19 protein-coding genes and 1 pseudogene are annotated in these 15,576 nt (G+C 41.1%); 10 read left to right on the top strand and 10 right to left on the bottom strand.

Annotated features, from left to right (window positions below; all coding sequences use genetic code 11):
- Nucleotides 1–34 precede the first annotated feature (34 nt).
- Genes MKP07_RS27750 through MKP07_RS27740 form a run of 3 tightly spaced genes read left to right on the top strand, consistent with a single transcriptional unit; the run spans nucleotide 35 to nucleotide 2,382 of the window.
- Complete coding sequence (locus MKP07_RS27750; protein WP_240850480.1) at nucleotides 35–925, top strand: Ppx/GppA phosphatase family protein; 891 nt, start codon at nucleotides 35–37, stop codon at nucleotides 923–925.
- A gap of 48 nt (nucleotides 926–973) precedes the next feature.
- Nucleotides 974–1,789: a 3-methyl-2-oxobutanoate hydroxymethyltransferase gene (gene panB, locus MKP07_RS27745; RefSeq protein WP_240850479.1), complete on the top strand. Its 816-nt coding sequence runs from the start codon at nucleotides 974–976 to the stop codon at nucleotides 1,787–1,789.
- Between the two features lie 44 nt (nucleotides 1,790–1,833).
- A complete protein-coding gene (locus MKP07_RS27740; RefSeq protein ID WP_240850478.1) occupies nucleotides 1,834–2,382 on the top strand; it encodes a hypothetical protein in 549 nt (182 codons plus the stop codon).
- Nucleotides 2,383–2,401: 19 nt separating this feature from the next.
- On the opposite strand, the gene MKP07_RS27735 is transcribed toward MKP07_RS27740, so the two are convergent.
- From MKP07_RS27735 to MKP07_RS27705, 8 genes are all read right to left on the bottom strand, one after another.
- Nucleotides 2,402–3,640 (bottom strand): NAD(P)/FAD-dependent oxidoreductase, encoded by a 1,239-nt coding sequence (locus tag MKP07_RS27735; RefSeq protein ID WP_240850477.1) that lies wholly within the window; start codon nucleotides 3,638–3,640, stop codon nucleotides 2,402–2,404.
- A gap of 59 nt (nucleotides 3,641–3,699) precedes the next feature.
- The gene (locus tag MKP07_RS27730) at nucleotides 3,700–4,701 is read right to left on the bottom strand and encodes a 4-hydroxyproline epimerase (protein ID WP_240850476.1); all 1,002 of its coding nucleotides are present in this window, start codon (nucleotides 4,699–4,701) and stop codon (nucleotides 3,700–3,702) included.
- Nucleotides 4,702–4,755: 54 nt separating this feature from the next.
- On the bottom strand, nucleotides 4,756–5,178 hold the full coding sequence (locus MKP07_RS27725) for an aldehyde dehydrogenase family protein (RefSeq protein WP_240850475.1): 423 nt from the start codon (nucleotides 5,176–5,178) through the stop codon (nucleotides 4,756–4,758).
- A gap of 29 nt (nucleotides 5,179–5,207) precedes the next feature.
- Nucleotides 5,208–6,200 (bottom strand): aldehyde dehydrogenase family protein, encoded by a 993-nt coding sequence (locus MKP07_RS27720; RefSeq protein WP_240850474.1) that lies wholly within the window; start codon nucleotides 6,198–6,200, stop codon nucleotides 5,208–5,210.
- A 267-nt stretch (nucleotides 6,201–6,467) separates the two neighbouring features.
- Complete coding sequence (locus tag MKP07_RS27715; protein ID WP_240850473.1) at nucleotides 6,468–7,148, bottom strand: dihydrodipicolinate synthase family protein; 681 nt, start codon at nucleotides 7,146–7,148, stop codon at nucleotides 6,468–6,470.
- Between the two features lie 8 nt (nucleotides 7,149–7,156).
- Nucleotides 7,157–7,288 carry a hypothetical protein gene (locus MKP07_RS39825; protein WP_262919519.1) on the bottom strand — a complete coding sequence of 44 codons (132 nt, stop codon included), beginning with the start codon at nucleotides 7,286–7,288 and terminating at the stop codon, nucleotides 7,157–7,159.
- A gap of 110 nt (nucleotides 7,289–7,398) precedes the next feature.
- Nucleotides 7,399–7,953, bottom strand: coding sequence for a helix-turn-helix domain-containing protein (locus MKP07_RS27710; RefSeq protein ID WP_240850472.1), 555 nt, complete (start codon nucleotides 7,951–7,953; stop codon nucleotides 7,399–7,401).
- A gap of 131 nt (nucleotides 7,954–8,084) precedes the next feature.
- On the bottom strand, nucleotides 8,085–8,273 hold the full coding sequence (locus MKP07_RS27705; RefSeq protein ID WP_240850471.1) for an AraC family ligand binding domain-containing protein: 189 nt from the start codon (nucleotides 8,271–8,273) through the stop codon (nucleotides 8,085–8,087).
- A gap of 194 nt (nucleotides 8,274–8,467) precedes the next feature.
- Between MKP07_RS27705 and MKP07_RS27700 the strand changes: the two genes are divergently transcribed.
- From MKP07_RS27700 to MKP07_RS27685, 4 genes are read left to right on the top strand one after another with little or no spacing between them, the layout of a single operon-like run.
- A complete protein-coding gene (locus MKP07_RS27700; RefSeq protein WP_240850470.1) occupies nucleotides 8,468–10,075 on the top strand; it encodes a sensor histidine kinase in 1,608 nt (535 codons plus the stop codon).
- Complete coding sequence (locus MKP07_RS27695) at nucleotides 10,048–10,356, top strand: LytS family sensor histidine kinase (RefSeq protein ID WP_240850469.1); 309 nt, start codon at nucleotides 10,048–10,050, stop codon at nucleotides 10,354–10,356. Before MKP07_RS27700 ends, MKP07_RS27695 begins: the two co-directional genes overlap by 28 nt.
- 8 nt (nucleotides 10,357–10,364) lie before the next feature.
- Entirely contained in the window at nucleotides 10,365–10,916 is a 552-nt protein-coding gene (locus MKP07_RS27690; protein WP_240850468.1) for a LytR/AlgR family response regulator transcription factor, read from the top strand.
- Complete coding sequence (locus tag MKP07_RS27685; RefSeq protein ID WP_240850467.1) at nucleotides 10,913–11,101, top strand: LytTR family DNA-binding domain-containing protein; 189 nt, start codon at nucleotides 10,913–10,915, stop codon at nucleotides 11,099–11,101. The genes MKP07_RS27690 and MKP07_RS27685 overlap by 4 nt, the downstream gene beginning before the upstream one ends.
- A gap of 381 nt (nucleotides 11,102–11,482) precedes the next feature.
- Here the strand turns inward: MKP07_RS27685 and MKP07_RS39820 are convergent, their stop codons facing one another.
- Nucleotides 11,483–11,635 carry a single-stranded DNA-binding protein gene (locus MKP07_RS39820; protein ID WP_317236118.1) on the bottom strand — a complete coding sequence of 51 codons (153 nt, stop codon included), beginning with the start codon at nucleotides 11,633–11,635 and terminating at the stop codon, nucleotides 11,483–11,485.
- A 47-nt stretch (nucleotides 11,636–11,682) separates the two neighbouring features.
- Complete coding sequence (locus MKP07_RS39815) at nucleotides 11,683–11,826, bottom strand: single-stranded DNA-binding protein (RefSeq protein ID WP_262919518.1); 144 nt, start codon at nucleotides 11,824–11,826, stop codon at nucleotides 11,683–11,685.
- Between the two features lie 327 nt (nucleotides 11,827–12,153).
- Between MKP07_RS39815 and MKP07_RS27675 the strand changes: the two genes are divergently transcribed.
- From MKP07_RS27675 to MKP07_RS27660, 3 genes and pseudogenes are all read left to right on the top strand, one after another.
- Nucleotides 12,154–12,525 (top strand): DUF2116 family Zn-ribbon domain-containing protein, encoded by a 372-nt coding sequence (locus tag MKP07_RS27675; protein ID WP_240850466.1) that lies wholly within the window; start codon nucleotides 12,154–12,156, stop codon nucleotides 12,523–12,525.
- 183 nt (nucleotides 12,526–12,708) lie between these two features.
- Nucleotides 12,709–14,556, top strand: coding sequence for an alkaline phosphatase (locus tag MKP07_RS27670; RefSeq protein WP_240850465.1), 1,848 nt, complete (start codon nucleotides 12,709–12,711; stop codon nucleotides 14,554–14,556).
- A 124-nt stretch (nucleotides 14,557–14,680) separates the two neighbouring features.
- Nucleotides 14,681–15,522, top strand: a pseudogene (locus tag MKP07_RS27660) (SDR family NAD(P)-dependent oxidoreductase).
- Nucleotides 15,523–15,576 lie beyond the last annotated feature (54 nt).

Below are 15,576 nucleotides of genomic sequence, written 5' to 3'. Positions count from 1 at the left end.
ATTTAAAAGGCTATAATTTATAAATGATGAACGGATGAAACTGGCAGCCATCGATATAGGAAGTAACGCAGCAAGATTATTGATCACAGATGTATTTCATAGCAAAAGAAAGCAGCCCGAATTTATAAAATCGAACCTCATACGTGTGCCCCTTCGCCTTGGCTTTGATGTATTTGAAACAGGCGAAATATCAGACGAAAGGGCCGGTAGACTTATCTCAACCATGAAAGCCTACCGGAATTTACTGGACGCTTATGATATAAAGCACCTGAAAGCCTGTGCTACTTCGGCCATGAGAGACGCACGGAACTCCAAAGAGATCATAAATAGAGTAAAAAAGGAAACCGGAATTGATATAGAAATTATTTCGGGCGATATAGAAGCTGCGCTGATTTATGAAACACATATAGCGGAAGGATTGGAGAAAGATGTACTTTACCTTTATATTGATGTAGGTGGTGGTAGTACAGAAATTACATTTTTTCTTAATGAGAAAGTGATCTTTAAACAATCTTTTAATATCGGTACCATTCGTCTTTTAAAACAGCAGGTAAAGGAAGAGCAGTGGGAGGAAATGAAAGAAACAATAAAAGCCCAGGTAAAGGACGCCAGGAGCGTTATGGGAATTGGTAGCGGCGGTAATATTAATAAGGTATTTTCACTTTCCAAAAGAAAAGAAGGCCGCCCATTGCCTTTGATGCTACTACGCGATTTCTATAAAGAAATGAGCAGCCTCAACCTCCAGGAACGCATGAGCGCTTATAAGCTACGCGAGGACCGTGCCGATGTAATCATTCCCGCCCTGCTTATTTACATCAATGTATTAAAATGGGGCGGCGCAGAAGAAATACTGGTTCCTAAAATAGGATTGGCTGATGGTCTTACCCATGCTTTATATGATGAAGTAATAAAAAGCCTCGAATAGCCGGTTCCGTTAGCTAATATTCAATTTCACTTTTCAAAATACATAATCGTGTCCATAAATAAAGAAGTAAAACGCATTACTACCAATACCCTGATGATGATGAAGCAGGCGGGTGAAAAAATATCCATGCTTACGGCATACGACTATTCGTTTGCCCGTATCATTGATAGCGCAGGTATAGATGTAATATTAGTGGGTGATTCTGCTTCTAATGTAATGGCGGGGCACGAAACCACTTTGCCTATTACCTTAGACCAGATGATCTACCATGCGTCCTCTGTAATACGTGGTGTGCAAAGATGCCTGGTAGTCGTGGATCTTCCTTTTGGTACTTATCAATCCAATTCTGAGATAGCTCTTGCTTCGGCTATTCGAATCATGAAAGAAACCGGCGCCCATGCGATTAAACTCGAAGGAGGAGAAGAAGCCATTGAGTCTATTAAAAAAATAGTTTCTGCAGGTATCCCCGTAATGGGCCACCTCGGACTTACACCTCAATCCATTTATAAATTTGGTACTTACGCTGTACGCGCCAAAGAAGAAGCAGAAGCGGCTAAATTAAAAGAAGACGCTAAATTGCTGGAAGAAGCCGGTTGTTTTGCTACGGTATTGGAGAAGATACCGGCTTCACTAGCAAAAGAAGTGACTGAAAGTATTCATATTCCCGTAATTGGTATCGGGGCCGGTAAATATTGCGATGGCCAGGTATTGGTGATGCATGATATGCTGGGCATTAATACTGAGTTTAAACCTAAATTTCTCCGTCAATACCTGAATATTTTTGAGCAGGCTACAGAAGCAGTTAAATCATACGTGAATGATGTAAAAAGTAATGATTTCCCCAACGAGAAGGAGCAGTATTGATGAGCCGGATCCGGCGGTGATCGTTCTAAAAATGTAAATCTAAGATGAAGATTGTTTCCTGGTGGCCTATTCTGCTCATCGTGTTTTGCGTATCCTGTAATCATCAGCAAAACACGGGTCAAGACCTGTCTATTGTCAGGGAAACCATATCTGCAGGCTATTACTCCACACAAGAAATGGATCCGCCACCTCCTGGCTTTGTATCACGGTTTAAAACTTTGGAGGAATGGTTGGATCATATTTATCAAAGAGAAGGCCCTGCCGCAGCTTTCGATCGCTATAATTTCGGCATTTTTTATGGAACGGATATCAAATCAGGTCCGGACAATACTTACACTCTTGTTTTTTGGGGTGAAAAGACTTATTCAAAAGATGGTAAAACTATCATCAATGCGGCTTTGTTGTCTGAGCATGAAAATACCTATTTTAATCTTCCTAACAACGAGTATAAAAACTTAAACTATAGACAGGCTTGCGAAAAGCTGAAAACACAACTACAATCTCTTACTCAGTCTCATCATTTTCAAAATTCGTTTCTTGCGAAAGCAAAATTAATTACCACAGACTGTCAAGACACTATTTGGTCGCGATAGATTATTTTATTTGCTCCTGTTAAAATCGCTCCGGACTGAAAGCATCAATTTTAATGCTGGTAGGTTGATGCTGAATAATTTCATTCAATAATATACCCGTTCCGGTAGCGCAACTCACGCCCATCATGGCATGTCCTCCTGCATAAGTGAGGTTTTTATATTGATGGTGCCTGCCGATATAAGGTAACCCATCGGGACTTACAGGCCTGTAACCAAACCAGGCTTTGCTGGTATCCGGCTGAGGCAGGTTCATTTTAGGATAGTACTTTTTAAATGCATCATAAATGGATTGTACTCTTTTAGGAAGAATGTTATCGCTATGACCGCTCATTTCCATGGTGCCACCAATGCGCAGCCAACGATCGATGGGTGCAGTGGCAACCCGATCGTCTACTAGTATAGATGGATATTGCAGGTTATGAGCTAACTGATCATACACCATACTGTAACCCTTGCCAGGCTGTAATAATATTCTGATGCCCAGGAGTTTTGATAACTCACCCATCCACGAGCCGTTGGCAATGATCACTTCATCAGCCGGAATAGGTTGGGTATGGGTAACCACGGATGTGATCTTATTACCTGTTTTTTCAAAGTCTGTCACCTCAGCGTTTAAATAAAAATGAACGCCCATCTCCCGCAAACGTCTGTATAAAGCCTGCATTAATTTTGCAGGATTTACGTGACAATCATCGAGGTAAAGAACTCCCCCGGCCACATCTACTTCCGTTTCGGTTTCATAGTCTTGTACCTGTTGTTTATTGCAAACAACTGTTTTAAGTCCGAATAACGCGGCCTGTTCGGCCATTTCTTTTTCATGATGACCCGTGAGCTCGGATTTATAAAGCATAAAGACGCCTTTTTCAAGCAGGTCAAAATCCTCCAGGTCGTTTTTCAGATCCGTCATTAGCTGACGTGAAAGCTGCAACAGGTTATTCAAATGTGGTGCATTTGTTTCTACCAGTGATTTGTTAGCTGACTTCCGGAATGCGAGTCCCCATCTTACCAGGTCTGCATTTAACCGTGGCTTAATAAAAAATGGAGAAGAAGAACTCATCATCCATTTCATACCTTGTTTAATAATTCCTGGTGTTGCTAAAGGAATAAAATGGGAAGGTGATATATAACCAATATTACCAAATGAACAGCCATCAGTGATATCATTCTTATCAACTACTGATACTTCCAGTCCGGCTTTTCTTAAATAATAGGCTCCAGCCAAACCAATGATACCTCCACCAATAATTACAACATTCATCTTATAATAATTTTATTCCTTCTTCCTTTCTTCTCTCATTACTCATTACAGATCACTCATCAGATCACCTGGAATCCGTGTGCGTAAGGATCGTCTTCTTTATCAATCCATATCGTATTATAGCCATACAGTTTTGCCCAGCCTTCAACAGATGGTCTGATAGCAGCTTTACCCGCAAGGGAGGTTTCCTCTTCTATCCTGCCGATGAACTTACTACCGATAATGCTTTCGTGTATAAATTCATCACCTTTTTTCAACTTCCCTTTTGTATACCATTGTGCCATACGGGCTGAAGTACCAGTTCCGCAAGGACTTCGGTCTATTGCTTTATCGCCATAGAATACTGCATTGCGTGCAGTGGAGGTCTTATCTATGGTATCGCCGGTCCATAAAATATGCGAACAGCCATTGATCGTCGGATCATCCGGATGTACAAACTCATATTTGTCATTGATATTCTTACGCAATTCCCGCGCCCAGGCAATTAATTTGTCGGCACTATATTCATCAATACCTTTGTAGTTTTTTTGGGCATCTACAATGGCATAGAAATTGCCCCCGTAAGCAACATCCACAACCAACTCACCCAGTTCAGGACAATTAACTACCAGTTCTGTAGAGTGTAAAAACGCCGGAACATTGGTTAGTTTCACTGTTTTCACTTTGCCTTCAACCTGCTTATATTCTATCATCACCAGCCCGGCCGGAGCTTCCATCCGTACAATACCAGGTGTCTTCGGTTGTATCAACCCTTCTTCGATAGCAATGGTAATAGTACCTATAGTGCCATGACCGCACATGGGTAAACAGCCGCTGGTTTCAATAAACAACACTGCTACATCATTTGCAGGATCATGAGGTGCGTATAGAACACTGCCACTCATCATATCGTGACCACGCGGCTCAAACATCAGCCCGGTTCTTATCCAATCATATTCGCGTAAAAAATGTTGCCGTTTTTCACTCATATTATGGCCCTGCAATTCCGGACCACCTTTTTTTACCAGTCGTACCGGATTGCCACAGGTATGAGCATCTACACAATCAAAAGTATACTTCATTGTTTATCCGAAATCTTAGTCTATTACACAAACTTTCTTGTCAACTTACAGTTATTAATTAACAGGTTCTTGGGTAAGTGTATCGTTTACAGTTCTCCAAATACCTAAAGGGTTTTCATTTTTCAGTTCATCAGGCAACAGTGCGTCAGTCCAGTTTTGAAAAGCCACCGGTCTTACAAAGCGTTTAATACCGTCCGCTCCTACGGAAGAAAACCGGGAGTCCGTAGTTGAAGGAAACGGACCACCGTGCTGCATGCTTAAGCAAACTTCCACACCGGTTGGAACACCGTTTAAAATAAAACGTCCACAAATATTTTGAACAGCATCGACGAGTTCCGGATTGTTAACAATATCTGCATCGGTAGCCATCAATGTGGCTGTTAGCTGGCCTTCGATGTGCTTCGTAACTTCCAGCATTTGCTGCAGATCTTTACAACGGATAATTAAGGAGTAAGGACCAAACACTTCCTGGTGCAATACCGGGTTGTTAATGAACGTAGCAGCGCTTACAGCCGTGATAGTGGGTTGTCCCTGGTTTGCGGCAACCTCAATCGTTGATACAGATAAAGTATCGACACCTGGTTGAGCAATGGCTTGCTCCCGTTTTTGACTATAGTTTTTGCTGATGCCTTCATGCAACATCGTGGCCGGGGAATGGATTGAATTTCCCTAGCCAAAGTAGCCATGAATTGTTCCAGATCATCTCCTTCTATGCCAATCAATAACCCCGGATTGGTGCAAAACTGGCCTACACCTAATGTGATAGAACCGGCATATTGCTTTGCTATTTCTGAAGCAGCCATTTTCATTTTTTCCGGCATCAGAAATACGGGATTAATACTGCTCATTTCCGCAAATACAGGAATGGGCTCTTTTCGCGCATTAGCCCAGTCGAACAGCTGCTTGCCGCCTGTGAAAGAACCTGTAAAACCCACTGCTTTCGTGTAAGGGTGTTCTATTAAGGCCTGTCCTACTTCAAAACTTTTTCCATGCACATGTGTAAAAACGCCAACAGGTAAGCCGGCTTTTACCACAGCTTTGGTTATCGCTTTAGCTACCAGTTCACTGGTTTGTGCATGCGCCGGATGCGCTTTTACAATTACGGGGCAACCCGCAGCAAAGGCAGTCGCCGTATCTCCACCCGCTGTTGAATAAGCAAAGGGAAAATTAGAGGCACCGAAAACTACTACAGGTCCTAACGGTACCAGCATTTTGCGGATATCGGGCTTGGGAGGAGTTTTATCTGGTATAGCGGTATCAATCCTTGCTTCCAGCCACTCTCCTCTTTCACAAGCTTCTGCGTAAGAATTTAGCTGAAAAATGGTACGTGCCCGTTCACCTTTTAATCTAGCTTCCGGCAAATTGGTTTCTTTGCCCGCCACTACTATCAACTCATCACCCAGCGCTTCTATTTCTACAGCTATAGTGCGCATAAAATGGGCTCTTTCCTTAAGGGAACATTTTCTATAAACATGAAAAGCGCTCCATGCGCTTTCCATAAACTGGTTAATTTTTTCTGGGGTTGAATCCTGAAACATTCGTCTAATTTGTAATTATCTATTTAAAATGGTTTTCACTGTTCGCCTGGTCTTATAAATAGTCGAACGGTGTTAACTAATATAGCACAATATTAATACCACTATACTATAGTGATGCTGATTCTGCAATTGCTTCTTTTTTGCCGATAATATGAGTAACATCAGGACGATTGGCAATACCTTGATTAATCAAATGAAGAATACGCTCCCTTTCCTCTCCTATCAAAGTTAATCGGGGGCGCGCACATACTCGCTGCCAATACCTGTTTGTTGCTCCGCTAATTTAATGTATTGTACTAGTTTTACATGAATGTCCAGCTCCAATAATGGAAGAAACCACCTATAGATTTCTATAGCTTCAGCCAAACGCCCGGCTTTGATCAACTTATATAAGGCTACCGTTTCTGCTGGGAACGCACAAACCAACCCGGCTACTAATCCATCGGCGCCTGCTACCAACTCTTCCAGGGTTAATGTGTCAACGCCACAAAGAACGGCATAACGGTCGCCGAATTTGGTTTTCATCCGGGTTACATTCGAAACATCCCTGGTGCTTTCTTTTACCGCAGTAATATTTGCACAGGCTGTCAATTCTTCAAAGGCATCAAGGGTCACTAATGTTTTATAATCAACAGGATTATTATAGATCATGATAGGTAGATTGGTACTATCTGCAACCGTTTTAAAATAGGTCACCAATTCGCGATGATCGGGTACATAACGCATAGGCGGCAACATCATCAGTCCATCTACACCCCATTGTTTTCCCAATGCAGCTTGTTCCAAAGCCAGTTTGGTACTGCCTTCCGCGATATTTAGAATCACCGGAACCCGTCCCTGTATTTTTTCTATAGCAAATTTGATTAAGCGCTCTTTCTCGCTGATCGTTAAAACGCTCGCCTCTCCCAAAGTGCCACCTAAAATAACGCCCTCAATCCCGGCAGCCAGCTGTGCATCCAGATTTTTTCAAACAAAGCGAAATCTAACTCATCATTGTCGGTAAACTTGGTGGTTAAAGCAGGCATCACACCTTTCCATTGAAATGTCATAGCGTTTAAATTTTGTTTCAGCAAAAATAGAATGACGTCTTATCAGGGACTAAACAAAATTTATCCTTTTTAAACCATATTTTATCAGAAACTAAAAATGAGTAAGTATACTAATTACCTGAGGCGTCCCGGTACTCTTTCAGGTATTCGAGAGGAGACTTGCCTGTTACGGTTTTAAAAACACGGTTGAAGTTGGTAATGCTGTTGAATCCGGATGTATAGGCAACAGTAGACACGCTTTCGAAATCAGCGGCTGTTAATTTCTTACATGCTTCGTTAATTCTTACTTCATTTAAAAATCCTACAAAAGTATGTCCGGTTTGCTTTTTAAAATAACGGCAAAAAGCCTGAGGTGTCATATGCGAAACAGCAGCGACATTTTCTAAAGGAATATCGCTGTGATAATGCTGCATAATATAGTCGTATACCTGGCCTATTCGGATGCCCTCCGTATCGCTTACCTTATCAGGAACCCTCGTCGATAGAGGTTCAAGCTCTTTATTAATGGCGTTCAGGTACTGAAGTAGTTCGAAAAAGTAAATAAGCCTGTCTGCATTACGGGCGCTATTCAGGGCCAGCATTTTGTCGGCAACATGATCCCTATGTGCATCAGGGATTTTAAAACCACTGTTATGCCTGTCCAGGAAATTTTTGAGCATTTTCATTTCCGGGGCTGCAAAAAGAAATTTAAGCTTTTCAGTGGGATCGAAGAAGATGGTAAGTGAGCGAATGATTTTATTGGGATCGGCGGTAAAGTATTCAGGTCCGCTTTTAAACAGATGAGGTTGATTGGCGCCTATAAAAAGATATCGCCTGCATTAAAGGAATATACGTTGGTTCCTGCTACAAAACTGCCCACACCTTCAATGATCCATGTGAGTTGAATTTCAAGATGCCGGTGCAGATAGGGATAAAAATACGGGAGCTGTTCCTCCTGGCTGATTACAGATTTATCGTGAGAAACGGGTATTGTAAACTGTAACACATTCATGCAGTGAATATACGAAGCTTATATAATAAAACTAATACGACTTTATAAGGCCCATTAACTTAACTTATAACTTTAAATGATACAAATATTTATAATAATGGGCGGAAATTTACTAGTTGACCAGCCTGCATACTATATTTATATTTTTAAAGATTTATTCTATCAAAAATAGAATCTGTTATTGCAAAATGTTGAATATAAACTTACCATCACTGATTATATTGTTGCTGCTTTGTATGGTATCCTGTAAAAACATCGACGGAGAGATAAGCGAAACCTCTGTCTCAAATGACCGGCAGTATCTGGATATGGCACTTTGTGTAGATACCCTTAATACGCCACAACGCCTGGCATTGATAGACTCTGTACTTACGGGCTTAAGAAAGAAGAGTGTCAAAAATGACCTATATTATAATTACTTCAGGGGATATGAGTACTCCCTGAAAAACCAGCCCGACAGTGCAGCTTCCTACTATGACAAGATAAATATTCCGGAAAAATTAAGCGAGTGGACTATATTAAAACAATACCAGGAATTGAGTATTCTTATCAATCAGCAAGGCACCGTGGCATCGGATATAATGATCAGGATACTCGATGTAATAAAACAGGCAGAATCCTCCCAAAGTAGCTTTACCTATCGATTGTACGATCTGTTGGCAAAAGCTTATTACAACAACCATAATATAAAAAAAGCAAAAGAGTATACAGATCTCTATTACCAAAATCATCCTTTCCGATCTCATCCGATTATAGCCCAGCGCTTCCACGATATTTCTTTTATGCTTGCGGAAACCATGCATGACACTTTGGCTATGCGTCAATCCCTCGATAGCAGCCGTAGCCTGGCGTTGCATATAAAAGACAGCACCGCATTAATGCGTACCTATGATTATGAATCGCAGTTATATGCGCTTAAGGGTCAAACTAAAGAGGCGCTGGTTAAAAGCAGGCTATTTTTTGAATACTTCTCCCGCCATAACCTCCTATCTACTTATTGGTTCAATAATCTGGCTACCAGTTTTAACAAAGATGGCCAGGTGGATTCTGCCATCTACTATTACAACAGGGGCATTCAATGGTCCAGGCAGTTCGATCCCAATGTAAGTTTATTTCCATTTTACAACGGCCTTAGAGATATGTATAGAGCTAAAGGCGACTATAGAAACGCTATGATTGTTGCGGATTCTGCGCTACAGATATATAAGAGGAATACAACAAGGATACAAAATGAAAAAATTGAGGCAATACACACACAATATCAAACCGAAAAGAAAGACCAGGTAATAGCGGCCCTAAACACTACTAATATTCTCAATCAAAGAATTATTTTTCAACAAAGATGGATATTCTTCTCGATAGCAGTACTGATTATTGTTTTAGGCCTATATCTTTATAGTTACTCGAAAAAGCGCATTTTAAAGGAGAAAAACGAAAAGCTAAAAATTGAAAATAAAAGACTGGTTTTAGAGCAAAAAACCAGTCAAATGCAACTAAACCCTCATTTTATTTATAATGCTATAGCTAATTTACAAGGACTTATCAGCAGCGACAATAAGGTTAAAGCTAATAACTACCTGGTCTCTTTCTCCAGGCTAATGCGTAACTTTTTGGAATTAAACCGAAATGAATATATTACGCTTTCCGAAGAAATTGAGTCTTTAAAAAACTATATACACCTGCAGCAAATGCGATTTGAGAACCAATTCGATTATAATATTGATACTGGTAATGTAGACTTAGAAACTACAATGATACCCCTTTGTTATTGCAGCCATTTATTGAAAATAGTATAGAGCACGGTTTTAAGAGTATCGACTATGGTGGTATACTTACAATCAGCTTGCGAGAAGAGGCCAATCAATTGTTAATACAAATTATCGATAATGGAGTTGGACTACAGCATCAGCAGGCGCAGACCATTACACCTAAAAAATCTCTTTCTAAAGTTATTATACAGGAGCGCCTGGACGTATTGTTTAACCGGCAGGAAAAGAAAGCATGGTTTGAGGCGGGCCCCAACATGGATCAGCAAGGATGGACCGCCCGGATACATATCCCATTAATCATTGTTTAAACAGGAAAATGAAAGTATACATATTAGAAGACGAGGTAAATATTTTAAAATACCTTCTTTCTCTTGTAGATAAAATACCTTACCTGCAGGTTGTAGGTTATGCGGCCGATATTCAAAAAGCTAAAAATGAAATTCTCCAATATCAGCCAGAATTAATTCTGGCTGATATACAGCTAAAAGATGGCAATAGCTTTACCTTGTTAAGCACTGTCGAAACAAACGCTCATGTCATTTTCATAACTGCCTATAACCAATATGCTATTGATGCTTTAAATATAGGCGCATTTGGCTATTTGCTCAAACCTATTGATCCTTCTGCCTTTGAAGAAACCATTGACCGGTGTTATCGAAAAGATCAGGCCTATAAATTTAATCGACAGCAGATGGAAATTGCCGCAAGGCGATACACAGGCGTTGCACAACTTGAACGGATTGCGCTGAAAAGTTTTGACTTTACGCAAATAGTATTTGTAAAAGATATTATTTACTGTCAGAGTGATAAGGGATACACTACTTTTTTCTGGAGGATGGCAGTAAAATATTGGTTAGTAAAATATTGAAAGAATACGAAAGCATCTTATCAGAAAATATTTTTATTCGTTGCCATCAGTCCTATCTGGCGAACACTGCTTATATCAGGAAATATTTTAAAGACGGGTACCTGGAAATGACAAACGGAGATAAGATACCGGTCTCCGATAGAAAACGCCAGGTCGTTATCGATTACATCGAAAGCATCGGCTAGTATTTTTAAAATACATGTTTAAATCAATACGTAAATACTAACTTGTAGTTCTAAAAATCGTTTAATGCGCTACCGTTTTTCTTCTAAGCACATTTCATAATCTATTGTAGTGGAATTCTAATCTTATCAACTACTAAGGGTCGCTAATTTTCCTGTGAAAATAGCAAAGCAAAAACCGAGAAATATGTTTAGCTCCTACCTACAGTTGAAGGGAATGGTGGCGGCGTACAATCTATTAAAAAGAAAAATGCAGCCCGGTGTAATACCGGAACTGCATTGGTGGTCGTCATAGGTTAGCTCATTGTACTGACATTTTCCGATTGAAACATCTCCAATAGTGGTTTACCCCATTACATTTTAACAGGATCGAACTCTTTCTAATTATTCCGAGCTCTTACTTCCAAGCAGTAACAATTCACTAGCTTGTACCTCTGTAGTATATTTCTTTACACCGGCTTTATCAGTGTAATTGCGGCTGATCAATTTGCCTTCGATGGCTACTTCTTTCCCCTTGGTTAAATATTTATTGGCTATTTCGGCAACCTGCCCCCAGGCTACTACATTATGCCATTGGGTTTCTTTTACGCGCTCTCCTTACTATTCTTATAGGTTTCGCTGGTTGCTATACTGAAACGGGCCATCTTTTTACCACTCTCCATAGTCTTGATTTCAGGAGCTGCACCTAAATTTCCAATTAACTGAACTTTGTTTTTTAATGCGTACATAACTTTAAGTTTTGTATCCGCTAAAACGGACGGTTAAAAATTTTTTATCTCAATCTCTCAGTGGCGCCACTGATTGACAACACAAAGATGCTATTGGCAAAACCCCATAGTCGTATTTTAAACGTTTACTTACGACAATAAACGTTTATAAGCGTTTAAAAACGGCTACAAAATTTCAAACATCTGAAAATCAATCGATATTTTTTTATATACGTAATCATTTTCGTAATTTTCATATAGATTTTTTAGGTCGTTCTAAAACTATTCCAGGGCTTTAGAATCGACCTTACCAATAACCTAAGATTTACTTTCAAAAAATTGCTGATTATGGAAATGCACTCCAAGAATTGCCTGGCCTGTGGCAAACCCGTAAAAGGACGAAGTGACAAGAAATTTTGTGATGACTATTGTCGTAATGCTTATAACAACCGTGCGAACGGCGTGAATACGGAAGTTATACGTAACATTAACAATGATCTTAAGAAGAACAGGCAAATACTGGCATCGCTTCTGCAAAACGATCATGAAACTGTTATCACACCCAAGTCGAGATTGATTGACCTGGGCTTCAAATTCAGATGGATGACCCATCAATATACCAACCAAAATGGGCAGATTTACTTTTATTGCTATGATTATGGCTATTTGCCTATCGAGAATGATGTATATCTTGTTGTAAAAGGCAAAGAGCACAAGTAAACTGTATTAACATGCACATACGTTTAAAAGCAGCCATCAAAACAGATTACCATTATATAACAGTTTCGTAATCTAAATGATGTATTATTTGGGCAGAGATAATGAATCTTTGATTTTTTTAAATGCAATTTTGCGTACGTATCAGTTGAAATTGCACAATTACCCCAAAGATCATTTTAGTACATGAAACAGTTATTGCTTTTACACAAAATTTTGTCACTGGCTTTGTTAGTATTAAACGGCCTGGCATTGAACGCCCAGTCCCAATTTTCGAAGGTCACCTCCGAAAAGGCCCATTCTCATAATGATTACCTACAGAAATTTCCCTTTTGGCAGGCCTATCATGAAGGGTTCGGATCTATTGAAACCGACATCTTTCTACAGGGCGGTAACCTGATGGTGGCGCATACGGTCAAAGAAATAGAGACTACCCGCACGCTGGATGAGTTGTATTTAAGACCGCTGCAAGCTGTTGTTCGTAAAAATAATGGGCATGTATACGCAGACAGTTCACGCCACCTGCAATTATTGATCGATTTAAAGACTCCGGCCATGCCCACCTTACAGGTATTGCTGGAGCAGCTTAAACAATATCCTGATCTCACGGCCTGTAAAACCTTACATTTTGTTATTACAGGTAATCGTCCATCGGTAGAAAGTTACAACCAATATCCTTCCTGGCTCCTTTTCGACGGAGACCTATCCCTATCATATGATCCTGCTGCTCTTTCCAAAATCGCTTTATTCAGTGACAATTTTGCAAACTATACCAAATGGAATGGCAAAGGCAGAATACCGGAAAGTGAAAAAAACAAAATAAATAATGCCATTGCCCTGGCGCATCGTCAGCACAAAAGGATCCGTTTCTGGAACGCGCCCGACATAGTCAATAGCTGGTACAGTTACCTTGACATGGGGGTAGATTTAATTAATACCGATCATATTGAGTTGCTTACCGGTTTTTTGCAAACCCTTCCCAACCGTTATTATAAAGCGGACGAAACGCATATTGTTTATCAACCTGCATATCGCAATGACGGTCTCGACAAGCCAGTGAAAAACCTGATTATATTAATAGGTGATGGTACTGGTTTGGCGCAATGGTATGCGGGCTATACGGCCAATAACCAGTCGCTGAATGTATTTAATATGATGCAGATAGGCTTGTCTAAAACCAGCTCCTATGATAATTATATTACTGATTCCGCCCCGGGTGCAACGGCTATTTCATCTGGCTACAAGGGCAATAATCGTTCAGTTGGTGTTGACCACACAGGGTTGGTTCGTCCTTCTTTAACGGAGATTATCGCCCGGAAAAATATGAAAACCGGAATTATTACCAGTGGCGACATGCGCGACGCTACTCCGGCTGCTTTCTATGGCCATCGTGCCGAACGTAGCAACTACCCCGGTATACTAAAAGACCTATTGAGTGCCCCTGTGGATATATTGGCCGGCGCCGGCGCCATCCAAAAAGACCCTGTCTTCTCCGATCTGGCGAAAAGATTTGCCATATCCAACTCGGTTTCCGGTACAGATTGGTCGCAGGCTAAGCCATTAATTATTGCTGACAGCGTTGCCTCTTTGAGAACATCAAAAGGTCGTAAAGACTGGTCCTCACAGGTATTTGAAAAAAGCCTGCAGCGGTTATCCAAAAACAAAAATGGGTTCCTATTAATGTTGGAGGGAGCACAAATTGATCATGGAGGGCATGCGAATGTATTACCAGATGTGGTAACGGAGTTAAAAGACTTTGATCAGGTTGTTGGCGCTGCCATGCGTTTTGCAGATGGTAATGGCGAAACGCTGGTAATTGTAACGGGTGATCATGAAACAGGTGGTCTCACCTTAACTGCCGGCGATTATTGCCGTAACTTTATTAGCGGCCAGTTTTCTACCGGTGATCACACCGCTATACCGGTTCCTGTATTCGCTTACGGACCACAATCACAGTTATTCAGGGGTGTTTACGAAAACACAGCCATTTTCCATAAAATATTACAAGCTTTAAAAATAAGTCAACCAGAGTAACCCGTGCGGGTCATTATTCCTGTTGAGCCTAATTTCTCTTATCCGCAATTTGAACACAAAGTACCTCGTTTAGCCTAGGCGGAGTTTTATAGCAATTACAACCTTTGGTCTCTAAATAATTAATATGACAGAGACAACAACTGGTAAAGTATGGCTGATTACGGGTGCTTCTCGTGGTTTTGGCCGGGTATGGACAGAAGCAGCCCTGGAACGTGGGGACCGGGTAGCAGCTACGGCACGCAGTGTGGATAGCATCACTGACCTCAACGAAAAGTATGGCAACCGGGTATTAACCCTTGCGCTGGATGTGACCAATGCAGAAAAGGTAAAAAAGTCGTGCAACAGGCGCATGCTCATTTTGGCAAGCTGGATATAGTGCTGAACAACGCAGGCTACTCCCTGGTAGGTACCATAGAAGAAGCCCGGGCTGAGGAGATACGCGCATTATATGAAACCAATGTTCTGGGACCCGTGGCGGTAATACAGGCCGCGCTGCCACTGCTTCGGCAGCAGGGCCATGGACATATATTAGGTGTTTCGAGCAACCTTGGTCACGTAACGCTTCCTGTAATTGGTTACTATTGTTCTTCCAAATGGGCTTTCGAAGCTATTCATGAAAGCCTGGCGGAAGAAGTTAAGCATTTTGGCATCAAAGTAACTATAATAGAGCCAGGTGCCTATGCTACCGAATTTGGCAGTCAGCAGTCCTTAAAATTTGCTGAAAGCCTTGATATTTACTCCGATCTAAAAGCCAGCTTTGCGGAAAACCTGCAGAACCTGGAAAAAGGAGATCCTGCTGCAACCCCTCAGGCGTTGTTTACCATAGTGGATGCACCCGCACCTCCACTAAGGTTCTTTTTGGGCAACCAGGCATTACCCTGGACCCGCAGTGCCTACCACCAGCGCCTGGCAGAATGGGAAGCCTGGGCCGAAGTCTCCAATACTGCGCAAAGTGTTACAAAATAACTATTCCCTAAAACGATAGCCGGCGTTGAACCCGATGCCGGTTATCGTTGTTTT

Origin of the sequence: Paraniabella hibiscisoli, assembly GCF_022512515.1 — a bacterium.
GTDB classification, from domain to species: Bacteria; Bacteroidota; Bacteroidia; order Chitinophagales; family Chitinophagaceae; genus Niabella; species Niabella hibiscisoli.
The sequence above is the reverse complement of the archived record's forward strand: the minus strand, read 5'-3'. Positions and strand labels throughout refer to the sequence as shown.

Coding starts and splice junctions, on each gene's coding strand:
- MKP07_RS27750 (WP_240850480.1), top strand. CDS start 35: ATGAAACTGGCAGCCATCGATATAGGAAGTAACGCAGCAAGATTATTG.
- MKP07_RS27740 (WP_240850478.1), top strand. CDS start 1,834: ATGAAGATTGTTTCCTGGTGGCCTATTCTGCTCATCGTGTTTTGCGTA.
- MKP07_RS27735 (WP_240850477.1), bottom strand. CDS start 3,640: ATGAATGTTGTAATTATTGGTGGAGGTATCATTGGTTTGGCTGGAGCC.
- MKP07_RS27730 (WP_240850476.1), bottom strand. CDS start 4,701: ATGAAGTATACTTTTGATTGTGTAGATGCTCATACCTGTGGCAATCCG.
- MKP07_RS27720 (WP_240850474.1), bottom strand. CDS start 6,200: ATGGAAAGCGCATGGAGCGCTTTTCATGTTTATAGAAAATGTTCCCTT.
- MKP07_RS39825 (WP_262919519.1), bottom strand. CDS start 7,288: ATGACATTTCAATGGAAAGGTGTGATGCCTGCTTTAACCACCAAGTTT.
- MKP07_RS27710 (WP_240850472.1), bottom strand. CDS start 7,953: ATGAAAATGCTCAAAAATTTCCTGGACAGGCATAACAGTGGTTTTAAA.
- MKP07_RS27700 (WP_240850470.1), top strand. CDS start 8,468: ATGTTGAATATAAACTTACCATCACTGATTATATTGTTGCTGCTTTGT.
- MKP07_RS27690 (WP_240850468.1), top strand. CDS start 10,365: ATGAAAGTATACATATTAGAAGACGAGGTAAATATTTTAAAATACCTT.
- MKP07_RS39815 (WP_262919518.1), bottom strand. CDS start 11,826: ATGTACGCATTAAAAAACAAAGTTCAGTTAATTGGAAATTTAGGTGCA.
- MKP07_RS27675 (WP_240850466.1), top strand. CDS start 12,154: ATGGAAATGCACTCCAAGAATTGCCTGGCCTGTGGCAAACCCGTAAAA.
- MKP07_RS27670 (WP_240850465.1), top strand. CDS start 12,709: ATGAAACAGTTATTGCTTTTACACAAAATTTTGTCACTGGCTTTGTTA.